Origin of the sequence: Nonomuraea sp. NPDC059023, assembly GCF_042740095.1 — a bacterium.
In the GTDB taxonomy this organism is placed as follows: domain Bacteria; phylum Actinomycetota; class Actinomycetes; order Streptosporangiales; family Streptosporangiaceae; genus Nonomuraea.
Window position 1 is genome coordinate 160,433 of sequence record NZ_JBHYIO010000008.1, and the last position, 19,660, is coordinate 180,092.

The 19,660-nt window shown below is 70.0% G+C and carries 20 protein-coding genes and 1 tRNA gene; 14 read left to right on the forward strand and 7 right to left on the reverse strand.

Translation table 11 applies throughout. The annotated features are described in order from the left end of the window. Nucleotide 1: 1 nt before the first annotated feature. From ACFWYW_RS16345 to ACFWYW_RS16370, 6 genes are read left to right on the forward strand one after another with little or no spacing between them, the layout of a single operon-like run. Nucleotides 2-1,192 carry an ATP-NAD kinase family protein gene (locus tag ACFWYW_RS16345; protein ID WP_379610392.1) on the forward strand — a complete coding sequence of 397 codons (1,191 nt, stop codon included), beginning with the start codon at nucleotides 2-4 and terminating at the stop codon, nucleotides 1,190-1,192. After that, the gene (locus tag ACFWYW_RS16350; RefSeq protein WP_379610391.1) at nucleotides 1,189-1,929 is read left to right on the forward strand and encodes an SDR family NAD(P)-dependent oxidoreductase; all 741 of its coding nucleotides are present in this window, start codon (nucleotides 1,189-1,191) and stop codon (nucleotides 1,927-1,929) included. Before ACFWYW_RS16345 ends, ACFWYW_RS16350 begins: the two co-directional genes overlap by 4 nt. Nucleotides 1,930-1,948: 19 nt before the next feature. After that, nucleotides 1,949-3,244, forward strand: coding sequence for an ABC transporter substrate-binding protein (locus ACFWYW_RS16355; RefSeq protein WP_379610390.1), 1,296 nt, complete (start codon nucleotides 1,949-1,951; stop codon nucleotides 3,242-3,244). After that, on the forward strand, nucleotides 3,244-4,173 hold the full coding sequence (locus ACFWYW_RS16360; protein WP_379610388.1) for a carbohydrate ABC transporter permease: 930 nt from the start codon (nucleotides 3,244-3,246) through the stop codon (nucleotides 4,171-4,173). The genes ACFWYW_RS16355 and ACFWYW_RS16360 overlap by 1 nt, the downstream gene beginning before the upstream one ends. 10 nt (nucleotides 4,174-4,183) lie before the next feature. Continuing rightward, entirely contained in the window at nucleotides 4,184-5,005 is an 822-nt protein-coding gene (locus ACFWYW_RS16365; RefSeq protein ID WP_379610387.1) for a carbohydrate ABC transporter permease, read from the forward strand. A gap of 2 nt (nucleotides 5,006-5,007) precedes the next feature. Next, the gene (locus ACFWYW_RS16370) at nucleotides 5,008-6,546 is read left to right on the forward strand and encodes an amylo-alpha-1,6-glucosidase (protein ID WP_379610386.1); all 1,539 of its coding nucleotides are present in this window, start codon (nucleotides 5,008-5,010) and stop codon (nucleotides 6,544-6,546) included. On the opposite strand, the gene ACFWYW_RS16375 is transcribed toward ACFWYW_RS16370, so the two are convergent. Continuing rightward, a complete protein-coding gene (locus ACFWYW_RS16375; RefSeq protein ID WP_379610385.1) occupies nucleotides 6,530-7,855 on the reverse strand; it encodes a serine hydrolase in 1,326 nt (441 codons plus the stop codon). The two genes, ACFWYW_RS16370 and ACFWYW_RS16375, sit on opposite strands and share 17 nt — an antisense overlap. Nucleotides 7,856-7,976: 121 nt before the next feature. Between ACFWYW_RS16375 and ACFWYW_RS16380 the strand changes: the two genes are divergently transcribed. Together ACFWYW_RS16380 and ACFWYW_RS16385 are read left to right on the forward strand one after the other, a co-directional pair. Continuing rightward, nucleotides 7,977-9,686: an ATP-binding protein gene (locus ACFWYW_RS16380; RefSeq protein ID WP_379610383.1), complete on the forward strand. Its 1,710-nt coding sequence runs from the start codon at nucleotides 7,977-7,979 to the stop codon at nucleotides 9,684-9,686. Further along, complete coding sequence (locus ACFWYW_RS16385) at nucleotides 9,679-10,359, forward strand: response regulator (protein ID WP_379610382.1); 681 nt, start codon at nucleotides 9,679-9,681, stop codon at nucleotides 10,357-10,359. Before ACFWYW_RS16380 ends, ACFWYW_RS16385 begins: the two co-directional genes overlap by 8 nt. 19 nt (nucleotides 10,360-10,378) lie before the next feature. Here ACFWYW_RS16385 and ACFWYW_RS16390 read toward each other — a convergent pair whose 3' ends face one another. Beyond that, entirely contained in the window at nucleotides 10,379-11,200 is an 822-nt protein-coding gene (locus tag ACFWYW_RS16390; RefSeq protein ID WP_379610465.1) for a spermidine synthase, read from the reverse strand. A 53-nt stretch (nucleotides 11,201-11,253) separates the two neighbouring features. Here ACFWYW_RS16390 and ACFWYW_RS16395 point away from each other — a divergent pair, with 53 nt between their 5' ends. The 5 genes from ACFWYW_RS16395 (at nucleotide 11,254) to lat (ending at nucleotide 15,771) form a co-directional block, all read left to right on the forward strand. After that, entirely contained in the window at nucleotides 11,254-12,792 is a 1,539-nt protein-coding gene (locus ACFWYW_RS16395) for a penicillin-binding transpeptidase domain-containing protein (protein ID WP_379610381.1), read from the forward strand. A gap of 41 nt (nucleotides 12,793-12,833) precedes the next feature. Next, on the forward strand, nucleotides 12,834-13,481 hold the full coding sequence (locus ACFWYW_RS16400) for a hemolysin III family protein (RefSeq protein WP_379610379.1): 648 nt from the start codon (nucleotides 12,834-12,836) through the stop codon (nucleotides 13,479-13,481). Then, nucleotides 13,478-13,843 (forward strand): PPOX class F420-dependent oxidoreductase, encoded by a 366-nt coding sequence (locus ACFWYW_RS16405; protein ID WP_379610378.1) that lies wholly within the window; start codon nucleotides 13,478-13,480, stop codon nucleotides 13,841-13,843. The genes ACFWYW_RS16400 and ACFWYW_RS16405 overlap by 4 nt, the downstream gene beginning before the upstream one ends. A gap of 46 nt (nucleotides 13,844-13,889) precedes the next feature. Beyond that, nucleotides 13,890-14,417 carry an HdeD family acid-resistance protein gene (locus tag ACFWYW_RS16410; protein ID WP_379610377.1) on the forward strand — a complete coding sequence of 176 codons (528 nt, stop codon included), beginning with the start codon at nucleotides 13,890-13,892 and terminating at the stop codon, nucleotides 14,415-14,417. 82 nt (nucleotides 14,418-14,499) lie between these two features. Further along, on the forward strand, nucleotides 14,500-15,771 hold the full coding sequence (gene lat / locus ACFWYW_RS16415; protein WP_379610376.1) for an L-lysine 6-transaminase: 1,272 nt from the start codon (nucleotides 14,500-14,502) through the stop codon (nucleotides 15,769-15,771). Between the two features lie 7 nt (nucleotides 15,772-15,778). Here the strand turns inward: lat and ACFWYW_RS16420 are convergent, their stop codons facing one another. Then, the gene (locus ACFWYW_RS16420; RefSeq protein ID WP_379610375.1) at nucleotides 15,779-16,582 is read right to left on the reverse strand and encodes a helix-turn-helix domain-containing protein; all 804 of its coding nucleotides are present in this window, start codon (nucleotides 16,580-16,582) and stop codon (nucleotides 15,779-15,781) included. A gap of 86 nt (nucleotides 16,583-16,668) precedes the next feature. Between ACFWYW_RS16420 and ACFWYW_RS16425 the strand changes: the two genes are divergently transcribed. Next, nucleotides 16,669-17,001 carry a nuclear transport factor 2 family protein gene (locus tag ACFWYW_RS16425; RefSeq protein WP_379610374.1) on the forward strand — a complete coding sequence of 111 codons (333 nt, stop codon included), beginning with the start codon at nucleotides 16,669-16,671 and terminating at the stop codon, nucleotides 16,999-17,001. A 123-nt stretch (nucleotides 17,002-17,124) separates the two neighbouring features. Here the strand turns inward: ACFWYW_RS16425 and ACFWYW_RS16430 are convergent, their stop codons facing one another. From ACFWYW_RS16430 to ACFWYW_RS16445, 4 genes are all read right to left on the reverse strand, one after another. Further along, complete coding sequence (locus ACFWYW_RS16430) at nucleotides 17,125-17,352, reverse strand: helix-turn-helix transcriptional regulator (RefSeq protein WP_184960057.1); 228 nt, start codon at nucleotides 17,350-17,352, stop codon at nucleotides 17,125-17,127. Between the two features lie 159 nt (nucleotides 17,353-17,511). Continuing rightward, nucleotides 17,512-17,584 (reverse strand) — tRNA-His (locus ACFWYW_RS16435). Between the two features lie 67 nt (nucleotides 17,585-17,651). Then, entirely contained in the window at nucleotides 17,652-18,245 is a 594-nt protein-coding gene (gene orn, locus ACFWYW_RS16440; RefSeq protein WP_379610373.1) for an oligoribonuclease, read from the reverse strand. A gap of 22 nt (nucleotides 18,246-18,267) precedes the next feature. Beyond that, nucleotides 18,268-19,647: a DUF2510 domain-containing protein gene (locus tag ACFWYW_RS16445; protein ID WP_379610372.1), complete on the reverse strand. Its 1,380-nt coding sequence runs from the start codon at nucleotides 19,645-19,647 to the stop codon at nucleotides 18,268-18,270. Nucleotides 19,648-19,660: the final 13 nt, after the last annotated feature.

Below are 19,660 nucleotides of genomic sequence, written 5' to 3' on the forward strand. Positions count from 1 at the left end.
CATGTTCACTGTGGGGTTGGTGGTCAATCCGGTGGCCGGGCTCGGCGGCTCGGCCGGGCTCAAGGGCAGCGACGGGACGGACGTCCAGCGCGAGGCCCTGGCCAGGGGCGCCCGGCCGCGGGCGGGGGAGCGGGCGGCGCAGGCCGTCCGCACGCTGCTCGCCCGCCGTCCCGGCGTCCGGATCGCCACCGTCCCCGGCCCGATGGGCGTCGAAGGCGCCCACGAGCTGGTACGGCCACCGGCCCCCCACCACCCGGAGCCCGGCAGGATCGCCGGCGGGGTGGGGCTGACGACGGCGGCGGACACCAGGGCGGCGGTGGCCGCGCTGGTCGCGCTGGCCGATGTCGACCTGCTGCTGTTCGCCGGCGGCGACGGCACCGCGCGCGACGTCCTGGACGCCGTCCGGGAGCTGGGTGAGGCGGCCCCTCCGGTCCTCGGGATCCCGGCGGGTGTCAAGGTCTACTCGGGCTGCTTCGCCCTCAGCCCGGCCACGGCCGGGTTCGTGGCCGCCGGGTTCGACGGCACGACGGCCGAGGCCGAGGTGGTGGATCTCGACGAGGAGCTCTACCGCCGTGGCGCGGTCAGTCCCCGCCTGTACGGCTCGCTCAGGGTCCCCGCGGCCCGTGCGGCGCTGTCGGGCAGGAAGGCGGGCTCGTCCGCGACGGCCGAGGGGACCGTCGAGGGCATCGCCCGCGAGGTCGTGGCCACGATGCGCCCCGGTGTCCGCTACGTCCTGGGCCCCGGCGCGACCACGCTGGCCGTGGGCAGGGAGCTGGGGCTGGCCACGACGCTGCTGGGCGTGGACGTGGTCGAGCGTGGCGGCTCGGGATTCGGCGGCGTCGGTGGTGTCGTGGTCGGTGCGGACGTCTCGGAGCCCGAGTTGTTCGAGCTGGTGAACGGCGAGCGGTCGGCGCTGGTCCTGTCGGTGATCGGCGGGCAGGGCTTCGTGCTCGGCCGCGGCAACCAGCAGGTCTCGCCCCGGGTGCTCGACGCGGTCAGGGACGGCGGAGGGGAGCTGTTCGTGCTGGCCACCCAGCAGAAGCTGGCCGCGCTCAACGGCCGGCCGCTGCTGGCCGACACCGGCGACGACGAGACAGACAGCAAGCTCAGCGGGCACGTCCGGGTGATCACCGGTTACCGCGAAAGCACGATCTACCGGATCTGTCCGGCAAGTGAGGAGTTCCAGATATGAGCACGCTCGACGGCAAGGTAGCGATCGTCACCGGCGGTGCCTCGGGCATCGGCCGCGCGACCGCGATCCTGTTCGCCAAGGAGGGCGCGAAGGTCGTCGTGGCCGACGTCGACGCCGCGGGGGCGCGGGCCGTGGCAGAAGAGGTCGGCGGCACCGCCGTACCGGCCGACGTGTCGCAGCCGAAGGACTGCGAGCTGATCGTCCGCACGGCGGTCGAGACTTACGGCGGCCTGCACGTGCTGTTCAACAACGCCGGCATCATCCGCCGCACCACCGCGCTCGACCTCGACGTCGAGGAGTGGGACCGGGTCATGGCGGTCAACGTGCGCTCGGTGTTCCTCATGAGCAAGTACGCCATCCCGGCCATGACCGAAGGCGGCTCGATCGTCAACACCGGTTCTGGCTGGGGCCTCAAGGGCGGCGGCAACGCGATCTCCTACTGCGCCTCCAAGGCGGCCGTGGTCAACATGACCAGGGCGCTGGCGATCGACCACGCCAAGGCCGGGATCCGCGTCAACTCCGTCAATCCCGGCGACACCAACACCCCGATGCTGCGCGACGAGGCCAAGCAGCTCAACGAGGACTGGGCGGCGTTCGAGAAGGACGCCGCCGACCGGCCGATGGGTCGCTCGGGAACCCCCGAGGAGATCGCTCAGGCCGTGCTCTTCCTGGCGAGTGACGCCGCCAGTTACATCACCGGATCAGCGCTCGTCGTCGACGGCGGCGGGCTCGCGTAACACCCCTCAGGAGTAAGACATGAAGCGTGCGGCGGCCGTCATCGGCATCCTCGCGATCGCTGCCACGGCATGCAGTGGCGGCGGCGGCGCACCGGGCGTCCCCGGCTCCGGCGGCAAGGACGCCGCCGGCGGCCCGGTGACCATTCGCTGGTCGGCCTGGGGGTCGGCGGAGGACATGAAGCTCTACGAGCCCCTGATCAAGGAGTTCGAGAGCAAGAACCCCAACATCAAGCTCAAGCTTGAGCCGGTGGCCAAGTACGACGACTACCACCCCAAGCTCCTCACCCAGCTGACCAGCAAGACCGCGCCCGACGTGTTCTTCGTGGGCGACGACAACATCGGCAAGTTCGTCCAGGCCGGTGTCCTGACCCCGCTCAACGACAAGCTCGCCGGCGCCGACTCCAAGAGCAAGCCCGAGGACTTCTTCGACGGCGTGTACGGCGGCGCCAAGAAGGACGGCCAGATCTACGGCGTCCCGAACGACGTCAACCCCGAGGTCCTCTGGTTCGACAAGCAGGCCCTCAAGGACGCCGGCATCACCGAGAACCCGGCCGAGCTGTACGCCGCCGGCCAGTGGACGATGCCCAAGTACCTGGAGATGGGCCAGAAGCTGGTCAAGGCCGGCAAGTCCGGTTCCCTGTTCTGGAACTGGTACGGCTCCACGTACAGCATGATCCACGGCTTCGGCGGCAAGGCGTGGGACGGCGGCAAGTTCACCGCGACGACCGACCCCAAGTCCCGCGAGGCGCTGCAGACGCTGGCCAAGGGCTACCAGGACAAGACGTTCGTCTCGATCGACCTGCTCCCGGCCAGCAACGGCGGCAACACGCAGTTCCTCAAGCACAAGGCCGGCTTCTACGCCGGCGGCCGCTGGGTGATCGACATCCTCAAGAAGGGCGGCGACAAGGCCAACTACGACATCGTCCCCTTCCCCTCCCCGGACGGGAAGCCGATGTCGGGCGCCGTGGCCGCCTCCTACCTGGCGATCAACAAGGACACTCCGCACGCGAAGGAGGCCTTCCAGTTCTTCACGAACTTCGTCAGCAAGGAAGGCCAGATCACCCGCATGAAGGGCGGCGGCGCCGTGCCGTCGGTCAAGGGCGCTGAGTCGGTCGTCCTGGACGGCTACCCCGAGCACGCGCAGACCCTGATCGACGTGCGTGACAACGGCTTCGCCAACTACCCGGAGGAGGTCGCCGTGCCGGGCCTGACCAAGGACATCAACGACCACCTGCTGAAGGTCTGGCAGGGCAAGGTCCCCGTCGAGCAGGGCATGACCGAGCTGCAGAAGCTCGTCGAAGGCAAGCTCGGCTAGTGGCGACGCTCACCCGCCCCACGGCCGCCCCGGCCCGGACCTCCGCCAAGAAGGTCCGGAACCGGGACGGCCTGTGGGCCGCCTTCTTCCTCGCGCCGCAGGTGCTCGGCCTGGTGTTGTTCCTCATCGTGCCGCTGCTGTTCGCCGTGGTCCTGGCGTTCATGAAGTGGGACGGTCTCGGCGCCACGGAGTGGGTCGGCTTCGACAACTTCGCCGCCCAGCTGAGCAGCCCGGACTTCGGCAGGGCCGTCTGGAACACGGTCGCGATCGCGCTGATCACCGTGCCCGTGGGCCTGACCCTGGCCGTGCTGGTCGCGGTGGGGCTCAACAACCTCAAGGGCAGCAACGTCTACCGCGTGCTGTACTTCATGCCCGTCGTCACCAGCTCGGTCGCGGTCGCGCTGATCTGGCAGGTCATCCTGGCCAACGACGAGAACGGCGTGCTGAACACCACGCTGCAGAACCTGTTCGGCATCACGGGCCCCGACTGGCTGGGCAGCCCCGCCTGGGTGATCGTCTCGATCGCGGCCGTGACCATCTGGTCCTCGCTCGGGCTCAACGTGGTCATCTTCATGGCCGGGCTGCAGACGATCCCGCCGGCGATCTTCGAGGCGTCCAGGATCGACGGCGCGACGGCCTTCCAGACGTTCCGCCGGGTCACGCTGCCGCTGCTGTCACCGACGATCTTCTTCTCCACCGTGGTCGCCGTCATCAGCTCCCTGCAGGCGTTCGACCTGATCTACGTGCTGGTCGACCCGAAGGACAACGAGGGCGCGCAGACGATCGTCTACCACCTCTTCGACCTCGGCTTCAAGAAGTTCGAGTTCGGCATGAGCAGCGCCGCGGGCGTCCTGCTGCTGGTGCTGACGCTGATCGTCACGCTGGTCCAGTTCATGGCGCAGAAGCGCTTCGTCCACTACGACTCCTAAGGGATCCGCCATGCGAACCAGGCAGGTCGCCCTGCACGTCTCGCTGACCGTCGGCGGGCTCCTGATGCTGTTCCCCTTCGTCTGGATGCTGCTGACATCCTTCAAGGGCACGCACCAGATGCTCAACAACCCGACCGACTGGCTGCCCAGCCCCTGGCAGCCGCAGAACTACGGCGAGGTGCTCGGCGAGAGCACGATCCTTCCCGCGTACTGGAACAGCTTCTACATCGCCGTCATCAACGTCGCGCTCACGCTGCTGACCTCGGCGATGGCCGCCTACGCCTTCGCGCGGATCAAGTTCAGGGGCTCTGGCGCGCTGTTCGTGCTCTTCCTGGCCACGCAGATGGTGCCGCCGCAGGTGACGATCACCGCGCTGTACCTCATGCTGGCCAAGGTCGGCTGGGTCGACTCGCACCTGGCGCTGATCGTGCCCACGATCGTCAACCCGTTCGCCGTCTTCCTGCTGCGCCAGTTCATCCGGGCGGTGCCCATGGAACTGGAGGAGGCGGCCAGGATCGACGGCGCCAACCGCTGGACCATCTTCTGGCGCGTGGTCCTGCCCAACATCAAGCCGGGCCTCGGCGCCATGGGCATCATCGCCTTCCTCGCCGCCTGGAACTCCTACTTCTTCCCGCTGATCTTCCTCAACACGCCAGAGCTGTTCACGGTGCCGCTGCTCCTGGCCACCTACGCCAAGCAGTTCGGCGCGATCGACTACGGCCTCATCCTGGCCGCCTCCTCGATCGCGGTCGTGCCCACGCTGATCGCCTTCCTGATCGGCCAACGGAAGATCATCAACTCGATGGCCGCATCCGGCCTCGGAGGACGCTGACCTTGTTCACCCTCGACCTGCGCGAGCGCCCCTTCACCGACCGCGGTTCCCGCCTGCTGGTGATGGCCGCCGACGACGGTTCCCTGTGGATCGCCCGCGCCCAGTACGAGACCCGCCTCAGTGAGACGACCGTCCTGACGGGCCTGCGCCTCTTCCGCGGCGACCACGAGCTGCGGGTACGGCAGGCGCTCCCCGACCGGATCGACTTCGAGGACGGCGTGAGCCTGGCCTTCGCCGGCCCGGACACCCTCGTCCTCGCCGGGACCGGCGCCCGCGCGGTCTGGGACCAGGGCGAGGCGGCCGTGGAAGGGACGTTCACCCTCGTCGGCGAGGGCGTCCACGAGGACGTCCTGGAGAAGGCGGCCGCCAGGTGGGCGGCGTGGTTCGCCAAGCTGCCCGCCGTCCGCGAGGATCTGCGTGAGCGCGCCCAGATGGCCTGGTGGACGCTCGCGGTCAACCTGATCGACATCAGGGGCCGCGAGTCGCTCGTGCCCTCCAAGTACGGCTACGTCGGCCTGTGGAACTGGGACTCCTACTTCCACGCCATCGCCCTGCGGCACGCCGACCCGGAGCTGGCCCGCGAGCAGATCCGCATCCTGCTGGACAACCAGCGCGAGGACGGGCTGATCCCCGACGTCGTGCACGACCACGGATCGCTGGCCGAGACCACCGACCTGCCCCGCTCCGACCTGGCCCGCCTGGCCGAGCACGTCGGCGGCGAGCCGATCAGGGAGGTCGTGCCGGTCACCAAGCCCCCGCTGACCGCGTGGGCCGTCTGGAAGATCCACGAAGCCGCCCCCGACCGCGGCTTCCTGGAAGAGGTCTACCCGAAGCTGGTCCGCTCGCAGGAGTGGTGGTTCGAGCGCTCCGACCCGGACGGCGACGGCCTGGCCGAGTACCTGCACCCGTACTCCTCCGGCCTGGACGACAGCCCGATCTGGGACCACGGCCCCCGCGCCGAGCCCCCGGACCTCAACTCCTACCTGGCCCTGCAGTACGACCGGCTGGCCGACATCGCCACCGAGCTCGGCCGCCCCGAGGCCGCGGACTGGCGGGCCAGGGCACAGGCGCTCACCGACCTCATGGTCGAGCGGCGCTGGACGGGCGCCCGCTTCCGCACCCTGGTCGGCGAGGTCGTGGCCGAGGTCAGGACCCCGCTGGACCTGATGCCGCTGTTCACGGGCCGGCTGCCCAAGGAGGTCGCCGACCGTCTGGTGGCCGACCTCCGCTCGCCCTCCTTCTGGGGCGAGCGCCCGGTGCCCACCGTGGCCTTCGACGACCCCCGCCACGACCCCGACGCCATGTGGCGCGGACCGGTCTGGCTGAACGTCAACTACCTGCTCGCCGACGGGCTGCGCCGTTCCGGGTACGGCGAGGCCGCCGACGCCCTGGTGGCCAGGACGCTGGCGATGGTCCGCGACGGCGGCGGCCTCTACGAGTACTGGAACCCGGAGACGGGCAGGAAGGCGAAGCGGGCGACCACCGGCTTCGGCTGGTCGGCCGCCCTCTTCCTGGATCTCGCGATCACTTCGCCAGCTTGACCGCGCCCCTCGCGAGCACCACGAACTCGGTTTCGGCGCTGGACGGGAACGGCGCGGCCGGGTTGGTCCCCATCGCGGTGATGAAGTAGACCTTCCCGTTCGGCGCCCGGTAGGAGTAGCCGACGTCGCTCAGGCCGGGCTCCGAGCCGCCCTTGAACCAGGCACCCTGCGCCAGGCCGCCGGGGTTGGCCGACATCACCTCGCCGACCTTCGGATCGCTGATCCCGCGCAGCTCGGCGTGGGCGCGGGCGACGTCGGCCGGCGAGGCGAACCATTCGATGGTGTGGAGCTCGCGGGGCTTCAGCCAGGGCGTGATCGAGGTGAGCGGCAGCTTGCCGATCGTGGCGCGCAGGTAGGCGCGCTTGGCCGGCGTGCCGAGCGCGAGGTAGGCCTTGGCGTGCTTGGGATAGTCGGCGCCCTTGAGCGTGAACAACTCCCGGGTGCTGAGGACCGGGAAGTTCCGCTTGTCCCGGGCGCCCCAGGCCCGCATCGTCTTCTCGACGGCCTTCTTGCCCGCCTTGTGCAGGAGCATGTCGGTGCCGGTGTTGTCGCTGATGGAGATCATCAGCTTGGCCGCCTCGAAGACGCTGACCTTGCTGCCGTCGGGACGGTCCTGCAGCTCGCCGCTGGGCAGGCTCTTCAGCTCCGGCGTGATCGTGAGCTTCGTGTTCCAGGAGAGCTTGCCCTGGCGGATCTGCTCGGCGATCGTGCCGAGAATGTACAACTTGAACATCGAGCCCAGCGGCCGGTCGGTGTTCTGGTCGATCGCGTGGATCGGGCGGATCCGGTTCCCCTTGATCTCCGCCGCCAGGAAGCCGTGCTGGGGCGCCGCCTTGGCGAGGCGCTCGTCCAGCTCCTTCCACGTCTTGGGCTCGGGAGGCAGGGGCAGGATCGGCGCGAAGCCCAGGGTGGCGATCTTGCCGGTGCCGTCGAGGGCCAGCGTGACGTCGAACTTCTGGCCCGACACGACGCCGACGGCCCTGATCGAGTTCGGGCCGGATCCGTCGACGCTGCTCAGCGTCAGGCCTTTCAGCTGCACCAGGAGCGCGTTCATCTCGGCCGGCGGCACCTGGCTGAGGAGGGAGGGGGCGATGTGCTCCTTGATCTCGCTCTCCGGGACCGGCGCGCGCCCGACGGCGTCGAGCACCCAGCGCAACTGCTGCCCGGCGGGCGTCGCGGGGATCTCCGCGCCGGGCGAATCGGTGGGCGTGGGCGACGGGCCGGCCGCGGCACTGGCGGCGGTCGCGACGCCGGATCCGACCAGCAGCGTCGCGGCGACGGCCAGGGCCAGCAGGGACTTCGATGTCATTCGAGGGACCATGTCTCCACTCTGGTGACGCGGGCCCGCCGTACCCACCAAGTTGACCGCACACCGGTATGCGGTCAACCGCATAGACGTGGCGCATGCCCTCTGAGCAGGATGGACACCCATGAGAGCGTTCGCGAGCGCCCTGGCGGCGCTGTCCGGGGCGAGCCTGATCATCGGCTCCTTGATGGACGGCACCGGGGCCGGCCAGTGGCTCTACGTGCTGATCGGCCTGCTCACCCCCGTGCTCGGCTGGCTGATCACGCTGCGCCGCCCCGAGATCCCGTACGGCTGGCTGCTGCTGGCCACCGCCTGCGCTCTCGGTGTGGGCACGCTGGGCAGCGCTCTGGCCAGGCACGCCGGCGCGGACGTTCTGGGCAAGGGGTCCACCGCCTCCTTCGCGGTCTTCTACGGGCTGGTGTGGGTCTTCCTGCCGCTGCTGTTCCCCGACGGCCGGTTGCCCTCACGGCGCTGGCGGCCGGTCGCCTGGATCGCCGGAGTGGCGATCGTCGTGCACGCGGTGGCGACGACCCTGTCGTCCCTGGACCCGCTCAGGGAGGGGCCGCCCGTCATGTCCGGCCCGGTCGACCTGCTGGCCTCGGTGCTCAGCGGCCTGGCGCAGATGGTCGTGTACATCATGGCGATCGTCGTGCTCTTCGGGCTGGTCGCGCGGTGGCGGCGCGCGGGGGCGCAGGAGCGGCCGCAGTACCTGTGGATGCTCTGCGGGAGCGCGCTCGGCGTCATCGGGTTCGCGGTGGTGCTGGCCTACCTGGCCGTCGGCCACCTGGCGATCGTGAGCATCGGCACCATGACCGTGCTGGCCGCGGTGCCGGGGGCGATCGGTGTCGCGCTGGTACGGCACCGGCTGCTCGACATCCGGTTCGGCGTCCGGGGCTCCAGGCTCTCGCTCGTCTTCGACATGCGGCCCACGGTGAGCGAACTGCTGTCGGAGCTGTCGCCGGAGCTCCAGGACGCCGAGCCGGGGGAGCAGCTGGCCGGGCTGGCGCGGGCCGTACGGGAGGGGCTGGACGTGCGGTGGGCGGAGGTGTCGCTCACGGGCGGCGCGCGGTTCACCGCGGGCGGCAGGCAGGGCGAGGCGACCGTGCGCGAGCGCGTGGCCGGCGGGCTCGGGGAACTGGCCGTGGGGGAGAAGAACCAGGGGCGCTTCACCGCGGAGGACCGGCGGCTGCTGCACGCCTTCGCGGTGCCGGTCGGGCTGGCCATCCGCAGCGCCGCGCTGGCCGGGCGGCTGGTCAACGCCCAGGAGGCCGAGCGGCGGCGGCTGGAGCGCAACATCCACGACGGCGTCCAGCAGCAACTCGTCGCGCTCATCGCCGGGCTGGAGCTGGCCCGCGCCTCCGGCGGCGCACCCGAGATGCTGCCGCCGCTGCGCGAGCAGGCCCGCCAGACCCTCGACGACCTGCGGGAGCTGGCCGCCGGCATCCACCCCTCCGTGCTGGCGCAGGGCGGCCTGGTGGAGGCGGTGGAATCGCGCTGCGCCCGCCTGCCGGTGGCGACGACCGTGCTGGCCGGCCCGGATCTGCGCGCGGCCCGCTTCGCCGACGAGATCGAGGGCGCGCTGTACTTCACCGTCAGCGAGGCGCTGGCCAACGCGCTCAAGCACGCCGCCGCTGGAAAGATAGAGGTACGGCTGTCGCACCACGACGGCCGGCTGCGGGCCTCGGTCCGCGACGACGGCAGGGGGTTCGAGCCGTCCGCCACCGCTCTGGGCGCCCTGGCCGACCGGCTGAGCGCGCTCGGCGGCGGCCTGGAGGTGTCGAGCACGATCGGAAAGGGGACCACGGTGAGCGCCTGGGTGCCGGCACATGGCTGAGCCGCTGCGTACGGTCGTGGCCGACGACCACTACCTGGTGCGCGAGGGCGCCAGGCGGCTGCTGGAGACGTCGGGACGGGTGGAGGTGGTGGCCGCTGTGGGCAACGCCGACGAGCTGCTCGACGCGGTCCGCAGGTTCGCGCCCGACGTGGTGGTCACCGACATCAGGATGCCGGGCGGCGGCTGGCGGGCCGGGTTCGAGGGCATCGACGCGGCCCACGCCGTCCGGTCGGCGCATCCCGGGGTCGGGGTGGTGGTGCTGTCGCAGTTCGGCGACGCCCTGTACGCCTTCGAGCTGTTCAAGAAGGGCACCGAGGGCTTCGCGTACCTGCTGAAGGACCGGGTCGGCGACCTCGACGAGCTGCTCGGCGCGATCACCGCCGTGGCCGAGGGCGGCTCGGTGATCGACCCCAAGGTGGTCGAGGGGCTGATGTCGCGGCGGGAGGTGCGCGGCGGGGGCGACTCGCCGCTCGGCTCGCTGACCGGGCGGGAGCGCGAGGTGCTGCGGGAGATGGCGCGGGGGCGGTCCAACCCGGCGATCGGGCGGGCGCTGCACCTGTCGCTGTCGTCGGTGGAGAAGAACGTCAACGTGATCTTCTCCAAGCTCGGGCTGGAGAACACCGGCGACGTCAACCGGCGGGTGGCCGCGGTGCTGGCCTATCTGGAGGGTTGAGGCCTCATCCGAAGTCGCTTCATCCGAAAACAGAAGGCGGCGGCACCGGGGCGAGGACCGGGTCGCCGTCGCGGATGGGGGCGGCGCCGGCGACGAAGTTCGTGAGGGCCTCGCCGTACACGCATCTGGCCTGGGTGAGGCCGCCGGCCGCGCGGCGGGTGAGCAGGTCGACGGGCAGGGAGGTGCGGGAGGCGGCGACGATGAGGTTGCCGAAGCGGCGCCCGCGCATGATGGCGGGCTCGGCCAGCAGCGCGACGTGGCCGTAGGCGGCGGTGACGGTGGCCAGCAGGCGGCGGGCGAAGGACAGGCCCTTGCCGTCCGCGATGTTGATCAGCAGCGTCCCGGTGGGACGCAGGACGCGCGCCAGGTCGGCCAGGTACTCGGCGGTGGCCAGTTCGACCGGCATCGTGGCGGCGGTGAAGGCGTCGAGCACGACCAGGTCGGCGCTCTCGTCCCAGACCTTCTGGGTGCCCTCCCTGCCCCCGGCGACGATCACCTTGAGCTTGGGGATCGAGCGCAGGTCGAGTTGCTCGCGCACGAGGTTGACCAGCAGGCCGTCGGGCTCGAGGACGATGTGGCGGGAGCCGGGGCGGGTGGCGGAGACGTAGCGGGGGATGGAGCACGCGCCGCCGCCGACGTGCAGACAGCTGATCGGCCCGTCGTCCATGACGTCGATCACATCGGCCATAAGCCGCACATATTCAAATTCCAGGAATGTGGGGTCTTGTAGGTCGATATATGACTGAGGTACGCCATCCTTGGACAGCACCCAGCCATCCTGCCTGTCCAGATCCCGGAGAAGCTCGACTTCACCGAACGTCACCGGGTACCGGCCGGGCATCGGCTCCCGCTGTCCACGTGCCACTTTCTGTCCCCTTTCCTGGGAGAAACGGTATGCGACGACGAAGGCTGATTGTCCTCCTTATTGCGCTTCTGGCGGTGATGGGGGCGGGAGCCTTCGCGGTCCTCGCGGCCAACAGCACGCACGGAAGCCCGGAGAAGACGGCCGAGTCGTACTTCACCGCCTGGCGCCGCGGCGACGTGCAGGCCATGAGCAGGCTCGTCTTCCAGGTGCCCGACGATTTCATGGCACGGCACCTGTCCCTGTCCAGTTCGCTGCGCGTGGACGCCATCGAGCTGACCCCCGGCACCCTCACGATGACCGGTGAGGAGAGCGCCGAGGTGCCGTTCACCGGGCGACGGAAATTACGCGAGCTCGGCTGGTGGGAGTTCCAGGGCACGCTGAGGCTGGCCGTACGCGAGAAGGGGTGGCACGTCCTCTGGGCCCCGGAGACCCTGCACCCGCTGCTCAAGGACAACGGCATCCTGGAGCTGGCCTCGGTGCAGGCGCCCTCGGTCGAGCTGGTCACCAGCGAGGGCGAGCGCTTCCCCGAGAACAGCTACGCCGAGTACTACCTGGAGAAGCTGGCCGACGCGTACCCGCACAAGAAGGGCACCGCGCTCCAGGCGATCCTGCCGGACGACAGCACCCAGACGCTGATCAGCAAGGTGTCGAAGCCCAAGGCGCAGAAGACCACGCTCTCGCGCGCCGTGCAGGCCGCCGCCGCGCGGGCCCTGGACGGCGTCTCGGACGCGGCCATCGTGGCGATCCGGTCGAGCACCGGCGAGATCGTGGGCGTGGCCGACCGGCTGGAGGGCGGCAACAAGGCGTTCACGTCGTTCTTCCCGCCCGGCTCGACGTTCAAGACCGTGGTGGCCGCGGCGCTGATGGGGACGGGGCTGTCCGGATCGTCGCAGGTCGAGTGCCCGGCCACCTATCAGATCCCCGGCTTCAGGTCCTTCAGGAACGCCGCCGCCGCCGACCGGGGCACGATCAGCTTCACCGAGGCGTTCGCGCACTCCTGCAACACCACCTTCGTCGAGGAGGCCACCACCCGCATGGAGCCCGGTGACCTGATCGAGGCGGCCGCGCCCTGGGGCTTTCGCGGCCTGCGGCTGCCCACCGGCGCGGGCGGCTCCTGCGGTCAGATCCCCGAGCCGGAGAAGATGAACCTGGACTGGTTCGGCGAGGCCGTCATCGGCCAGGCGAGCGTGCAGGCCACGCCGCTGTGCATGGCCGCCGTCGCCGCCGCGGTCGAGAGCGGCGTGTGGCGCTCGCCCCGGCTGCTGCCCGCCGACGAGGCGGCCGACCTGGAGGGCCCGCCCCTGCGCGACATCGAGCTGGACGCCGGCGTGGCCGAGGGGCTGCGGGAGATGATGCGGGCCGTGGTCGAGTACGGCACCGCCGCCGGCGCCGGCCTGCCCGAGGGCGTGGCGGGCAAGACCGGCACGGCCGAGGTGGACACGGAGAACGAGCACGGCTGGTTCATCGGCTACCGGGACGACCTGGCCTTCTGCGTGTTCGTCCGCAACGGCGGCTCGGGCCGCTCGGCCGCGGTCCCCATCGCGGCGCGGTTCCTGCAAGGACTGTAGGGGTTGCTAAGGGGTACCTAACCTACGGTACCGTAGGTTATATGACGACCGCTTTCGTGAAGCCCAGGCTGCGCGGCTGGTTGCACACGGGGGCGCTGCCCGTGACGCTCGTCGCGGGATTCGCGCTCGTGGCACTGGGCCCGACGCTGCAGGCACGGCTGGCCTCGGCGATCTACGCCGTCACCTCGGGGCTGCTCTTCGGCATCTCGGCCACCTATCACCGCGGCACGCTCGGCCCCAGGCTGGCGGAGGTGCTGCGCCGGTTCGACCACGCCAACATCTACCTGATCATCGCCGGCACCTACACGCCCTTCGCCCTGCTCGCCCTGTCCGGCGCCGCCCGCATCGCGGTCGTCTCGGTCATCTGGGGCGGAGCGCTGATGGGCGTGCTGTTCCGCGTCTTCTGGATGGGGGCGCCGCGCTGGCTCTACACCGTCCTCTACCTGGCGCTCGGCTGGGCCGCCATCTTCGTGATGCCCCAGCTGCTGGAGGGCGCGGGCCTCGCCGCCGTCGTGCTGGTGGCCGTGGGCGGCGTCTTCTACAGCGCCGGAGCCATCGTGTACGGCCTGCGCCGCCCGGACCCGTCACCCGCGTGGTTCGGTTTCCACGAGGTCTTCCACGCCTTCACCCTCGCCGCGTACCTGGTCCAGTACATCGCCGTCTCGATCGTGGTGTACTCCCACGTGTGAACCTCGGTGATGAGCAGTACGTGTCGGTGACCTCCTTCAAGCGCGACGGCACCCCCGTAGCCACCCCGGTCTGGTGCGCCCGCGACGGCGAGGCGGTCGTGATCTGGACGGTCGCCGACTCGTGGAAGGTCAAGCGCATCCGCGCCAACCCGCGCGTGACCGTCGCCCCGTGCGACCTGCGCGGCAAGGTGAGCGGCCCGGCCGTGGACGGCAAGGCGGAGATCCTCCCGGCCGGGGAGACCGAGCGGGTGCGCGGCCTGCTGCGGCGCAAGTACGGCCTGATCGGGCGGATCACCCTGCTGGGCAGCCGGCTCAGAAGGGGCGCCACCGGAACTCTTGCCATCCGGATCACCGATATTTGACCCCATCAGGGTCTCCATGAGTGATCTTTCTGGAAAGCATCGGGGCATGGAGCAAATCGCGCGCACGTGGTGGCTCGTACTCATCCGAGGCATCTGCGCCATCATCTTCGGCATCCTCGCGCTGGTCTGGCCGGGGATCACGCTGTACGTCCTGGTGATCTTCTTCGGCGCCTACGCGATCGTCAGCGGCCTCTTCTCGCTCTTCGCGGCCTTCGGCCACAACGTGCAGTCGAGGGCCTGGCTCATCATCTCCGGCATCATCGGCATCCTGGCCGGCATCGTGGCCTTCGCCTGGCCGGGGATCACCGCGCTCGCCCTGCTCTACGTCATCGCCTTCTGGGCGATCTTCACCGGCATCGCCGAGATCGTCGCCGGCATCGCGCTCCGCAAGGAGATCGACAACGAGTGGATGCTCATCCTGGGCGGCGCGCTCTCGGTGCTCTTCGGCATCCTGCTCATCATCTGGCCGGCCACCGGGATGCTCACGCTGACCTGGCTGCTCGGCATCTTCGCGATCATCTACGGCATCGCGATGGTCATCCTGTCCTTCAAGGTGAAGAAGCTGGCGCCGTGAAGCGGTGGGCACGGAAAGTTTACGGGTATTTACGGCATCTATAGGGAAGGTATGTCGTGTCTGGCTCACCCGGGAGGAAGACATGGATGTACTCGACCGCCTCGCCCGCCATCTCCTCGTCGACGGCTACCGGCTGGTGCTCGACCTCGAACGCAGCCAGGGCTCCTGGCTCACCGACCTGCGCACCGGCCGCAGGTACCTGGACTTCTACACGTTCTTCGCCTCGGCTCCGCTGGGCGTGAACCCCCCGTTCGACGCGGAAACGGCCCGGCTCCTGGGCGAGGTGGCGCGTAACAAGCCCGCCAACCCGGACATGTACACCGAGCACCTGGCCGACTTCGCCGACACCTTCAGCCGCGTGCTCGGCGACCCGGAACTGCCCCACCTGTTCTTCGTCGAGGGCGGGGCGCTGGCCGTCGAGAACGCGCTCAAGACCGCCTTCGACTGGAAGAGCCGGCGCAACGAGGCGGCCGGGCGCGGCCGTACCCTCGGGACCAAGGTCCTGCACCTGACCCGCGCCTTCCACGGCCGCAGCGGCTACACACTCAGCCTCACCAACACCGACCCGGCCAAGACCGACCGCTTCCCCACCTTCGGCTGGCCGCGCGTCGAGGTCCCCGCGATCCACCACGGCGATGTGGAGGCCGCGGAGGCACGCGCACTCGCCCAGGCCCGCGCCGCGTTCGAGGCCCACCCGCACGACATCGCCTGCTTCATCGCCGAGCCCATCCAGGGCGAGGGCGGCGACAACCACATGCGCCCGGAGTTTCTGCGGGCGATGCAGCACCTGTGCCACGAGTACGACGCGCTGTTCGTCCTGGACGAGGTGCAGACCGGCGCCGGGACCACCGGCACCCCCTGGGCCTACCAGCAGCTCGGCCTCGAACCGGACATCGTGGCCTTCGCCAAGAAGGTCCAGGTGGGCGGCATCATGGCCGGGCGCAGGGTGGACGAGGTCGCCGACAACGTCTTCCGCGTCAGCAGCCGGATCAACTCCACCTGGGGCGGCGGCCTGGTCGACATGGTCCGCTCCCGCGCGCTCCTGGAGATCATCGAGCGCGACGACCTCATCGCCCGCGCCGCCACGCTCGGCGAACAGGCACTCGAAGGCCTCACCAAGATCCAGGCCGAGCACCCCGACCTGATGTCCAACGCCCGCGGCCGCGGCTTCATGATCGCCTTCGACCTGCCCGACCCGGCCCGGCGCGACGCCCTGGTCGGCCGGCTGAGGGAGGACGAGGGCGTCCTGGTCCTGCCGTGCGGCGAGCGGTCGGTACGCCTGCGCCCCGCCCTGAACATCCCCGAAGAGGACCTGGACCACGGCCTCAAGGCGATCGCACGAGCCCTGACCTGAGCGCCCGCTATAGCCCTGGTTTGAGCGCCCGCCCGTGCTCTGGTTTGAGGGCCCGCTCGCGGAGGGCTGTCGCGGTGGCCGCGTCGGCCGGCAGGAACGCCTCCAGGTGCAGCTCGGCGACGGTCACGTCCATCGCGGTGGCGAACGAGGTGATCGTGGTCAGCAGACGTAGCTCGCCGTCCCGTGAACGCAGCCGCAGCGGGACGGCGAAGCCCAGGTGCTCGGGCCCCGGCGCCGCCACGGGCAGGTACGACTCCAGCTCCCCGATGTAGACGTCCAGCCGCGGATCCGGGCTGCGCAGCAGCTGGGCCCGCAGGTTCTCCACCACGTGCCGCCCCCAGTCGGCCAGGTTGGCCACCCGCGCGCCCATGCCCCGCGGATGCAGCGCCAGCCGGAACAGGTTGACCGGTGGCTCCAGCAGCTCCGGCGCCGCGCCCTCGGCGAGGACCTCGAAGGCCGCGTTGGCGGCGAGCAGCTCGCCGTAGGGCCGAACCACCACGGCCGGGTACGGCAGGTGCCCCTCCAGCACGCGCTCCAGCGCCTCTCTGACCGGCTCCAGCGCGGGATCGTCCAGGCTGGACTCCGGGAAGGCCGGAGCGTATCCAGCGGCCAGCAGGAGCCCGTTGCGCTCGCGCGGCGACAGCCCGAGCGAGTCGGACAGGCGGACCACGATCTCCCTGCCGGGCCGAGAGCGCCCGCTCTCCATGAAGCTGAGGTGCCGCTGCGTCGTGCCCGCGCGCCCGGCCAGCTCCAGCTGGCTGACCCGGCGGACGCCGCGCCAGTGCTTCAGCGCGCTTCCGAATCGTTCCACAAGCACTTTCTAGCCCAAACCGGGCGCTAGCCACGATTCCCTGCCGGGAATTGCCGCCCCCCGCGCCGCCGAGCACGATCGTCGGCATGACGAAGAACGTGATCGACGGTTTCAACGCCGCCTTCCGCACCCACGACCCCTCCGGCCTGCCCGCTTTGGTGGCCGATGACTGCGCGCTTGAGAACGTGGACGGCGCCGCCTACACGGGGCCGGGCGAGGCGCTGCGCTTCTGGTCGGCGCTGGCCGAGGACGAGTCGCTCACCTGGACGGTCGAGGACGTCAGCGTGCTGGGCGACGAGGCGGTCATCCGGTGGCGCTTCGCCTCGGGCGGCGCCGTCACCAGAGGCCTCAACCTCATGCGGCTGCGCGACGGTCTGATCGCCGAGGCGACCGGCTATCTGAAGGTGGGCATGGGGTGACCACCCGGCCGGTGCGCGGGCGCGCGTCACGGCGGTCAGGCGGTGCGGCGGAGGAGCGTCAGCCTGGAGGGCCCCCAGCCCTTGTGGCGGTTTGGGGTGGGGGCGGCTCTGCCGTACGGGGGACTAGTCGTCAGACCTTGAGTTCCACAGGCCTATGGCGGTGACGCGGGAATCCACGCCGAGTTTGGCGTAGATGCGATTGACGTGGTTCTTCACGGTCTTCTCGCTCAGGAACAAGCGCTGCGCTATCTGGCCATTGGACTGACCTGTGGCTATCAGATCCATGACCTCTGCCTCGCGCTTGCTTAAGGATGTGAACACTCCGCCGAAGGCGGTGTCGTCGACTCTCATCCGGCCTCCGTGGGCACGATGTCAGTCTGATCGCCGAGGGACCCCCGTGCTTCCGGCGCTAGCGGTAGACAGCGAGCATAACTCGCAAAGTCTTGGTTTGGGGACGATGCCGGAGAAAACGACGATGGCCGGTCCCTCAGGACCGGCCATGTCACCAAGGGTGAGTGACGGGACTTGAACCCGCGACATCCAGGACCACAACCTGGCGCTCTACCAACTGAGCTACACCCACCATGCGTGCCACATCGCGGCGGCACAGGAAAAGTGTAGCGGTGTTCGGGAGTCTTTACGCCACCCGATTAACCGCTGACACGTTCGGCGAGTCCACGGGCCGTCACCGAATCGGGACCGGGCTGGCCGACGAACACCGCCGCCCGATAGTAGCGCAGTTCCCTGATCGACTCGGTGATGTCCGCGAGCGCCCGATGGCCGCCCTGCTTCTCCGGCGCGGCGAAGTAGACCCGCGGGTACCAGCGGCGCACCAGCTCCTTGATCGACGACACGTCGATCATCCGGTAGTGCAGGTACGCGTCGACCGCGGGCATGTCACGCGAGATGAACGTGCGGTCGGTGCCGATCGAGTTGCCGCACAGCGGCGCCTTCTTCGACTCCGGCACGTGGCGGCGGATGTACTCCAGCACGAGCGACTCGGCCTCGGCCAGCGTGACCCCGCCGGCGAGCTGTGGCAGCAGGCCCGAGGCCGTGTGCATCTCGCGCACCACCTGCGACATCTGCTCCAGCGACTCTGGCGGGGGCTTGATGACCACGTCGACGCCCTCGTCCACCTGGTTGAGCTCGCTGTCGGTGATGACGCACGCCACTTCGACGAGCGCGTCACGACCCAGGTCGAGGCCGGTCATCTCGCAGTCGATCCATACGAGCAAGTCACTCATGGGCTCAGCCTAGTGCCCCTGCTCAGGCGGGCTTGAGCGAGCCGATAACCTTGTCCACCACATCGGTGCCCAGATTGTCGGGAACGGAGATGTAAATCAGCGCAGGACGCTCGCCCGGACCCCGGTCCATGAGCACCACCGCGCCGTTCTCCTTCTTCCACTTGTACTTCTTCTCCGCGGAGATCTTGGAGAAGTCGAGCTCGAACTGCAACACCCAAGCGTCCTTGTCGCCGATCTTGAGCGCCTCGTTCTTGACGATCTTGCGGGTGTGCGTGAGCTGGTAGTAGTTGCTGAACGAGGCCAGCACCGCTCCGGCCGCCGTCTGCAGGCTCTGCCCGTTCTCATAGGGGTAGAGCTCGTTCAGCGCGCCGGTGTAGACGTTGCCGATCCAGTTGGACTCGCCGTTGTACTTCTCGTGCGAGACCGCCTCGACCGCGCTGCTCCACCTCTGCTGCGTCGGGTCGGTGCCGTTGACCCGGTCGGCCGGGGGGACGGTCCAGCCCTCGGGCGCCTCGAAGGACACGCCCGCCTGGGGGTCGGTGATGCGGCCGTCCTGGATGCCGGGCATCTGCGAAGGCACCGGGTCCGGGGTGGGCGTGGTGCCCGGGTCCTCGGTCTCGGTGGGGCTCGGGAAGATGTCCGAGGAGGGCGGCGGGGACTCCTGGGCGGTCGTGCCGCCGGTCCTGTTGACCACGACGACCGCGGCCACCACGATCAGCGCCACCACGACCAGCACGCCCACTCCGCCGAGGATCCAGGGCAGGGGGCCGCCGGACTTCTTCGGCGGCTGGCCGTAGGCGGTGGGGCCGGGGAGCTGGCCGTACTGCCCGTACTGGGCGGTGGGCTGCTGGCCGTAGGGGGGTTGCTGGCCGTACTGGCCGGGCTGTTGGCCGTACTGGCCCGGCTGCTGGGCGTACTGGCCGGGCTGCTGGGCGTACTGGCCGGGCTGTTGGGCGTATTGGCCCGGCTGTTGCTGGGCGTAGGGGTTCTCGGCGTGTGACGGCTGCGCGTACTGGTTCGCGCCGGACGGGGGCTGGCCGTACGGGTTGGCGCCCGAGGACGGCTGGCCGTACGCGTTTCCGCCGGAAGGCGGCTGTTCGTAGGCGTTCGCGCCGGATGACGGCTGGGCGAAAGGCGTGGACCCGGGGGGCGGCTGCGGGTTCGGGCCGGACGACGCCTGGGGGTCCGGCTGGCCGTACTGGCTCTGGCCCTGCGTGGGCTGGCCGAACTGCAGCGTGGGGTTGGCCGGGTGGGCCGACCAGTCCGTGCCGCCCTCGACAAGGGTCGGGGGCGGCTGTTCCTGCGCGTGTGTGGCATCGGTCCACTGGTTGCCGTCCCACCAGCGGAGTTGGGGCGATCCGTAGGGGTCGGGGTACCAGCCCGCCGGGGTCTGCGAGGTCATGTCGCCAGAGTAG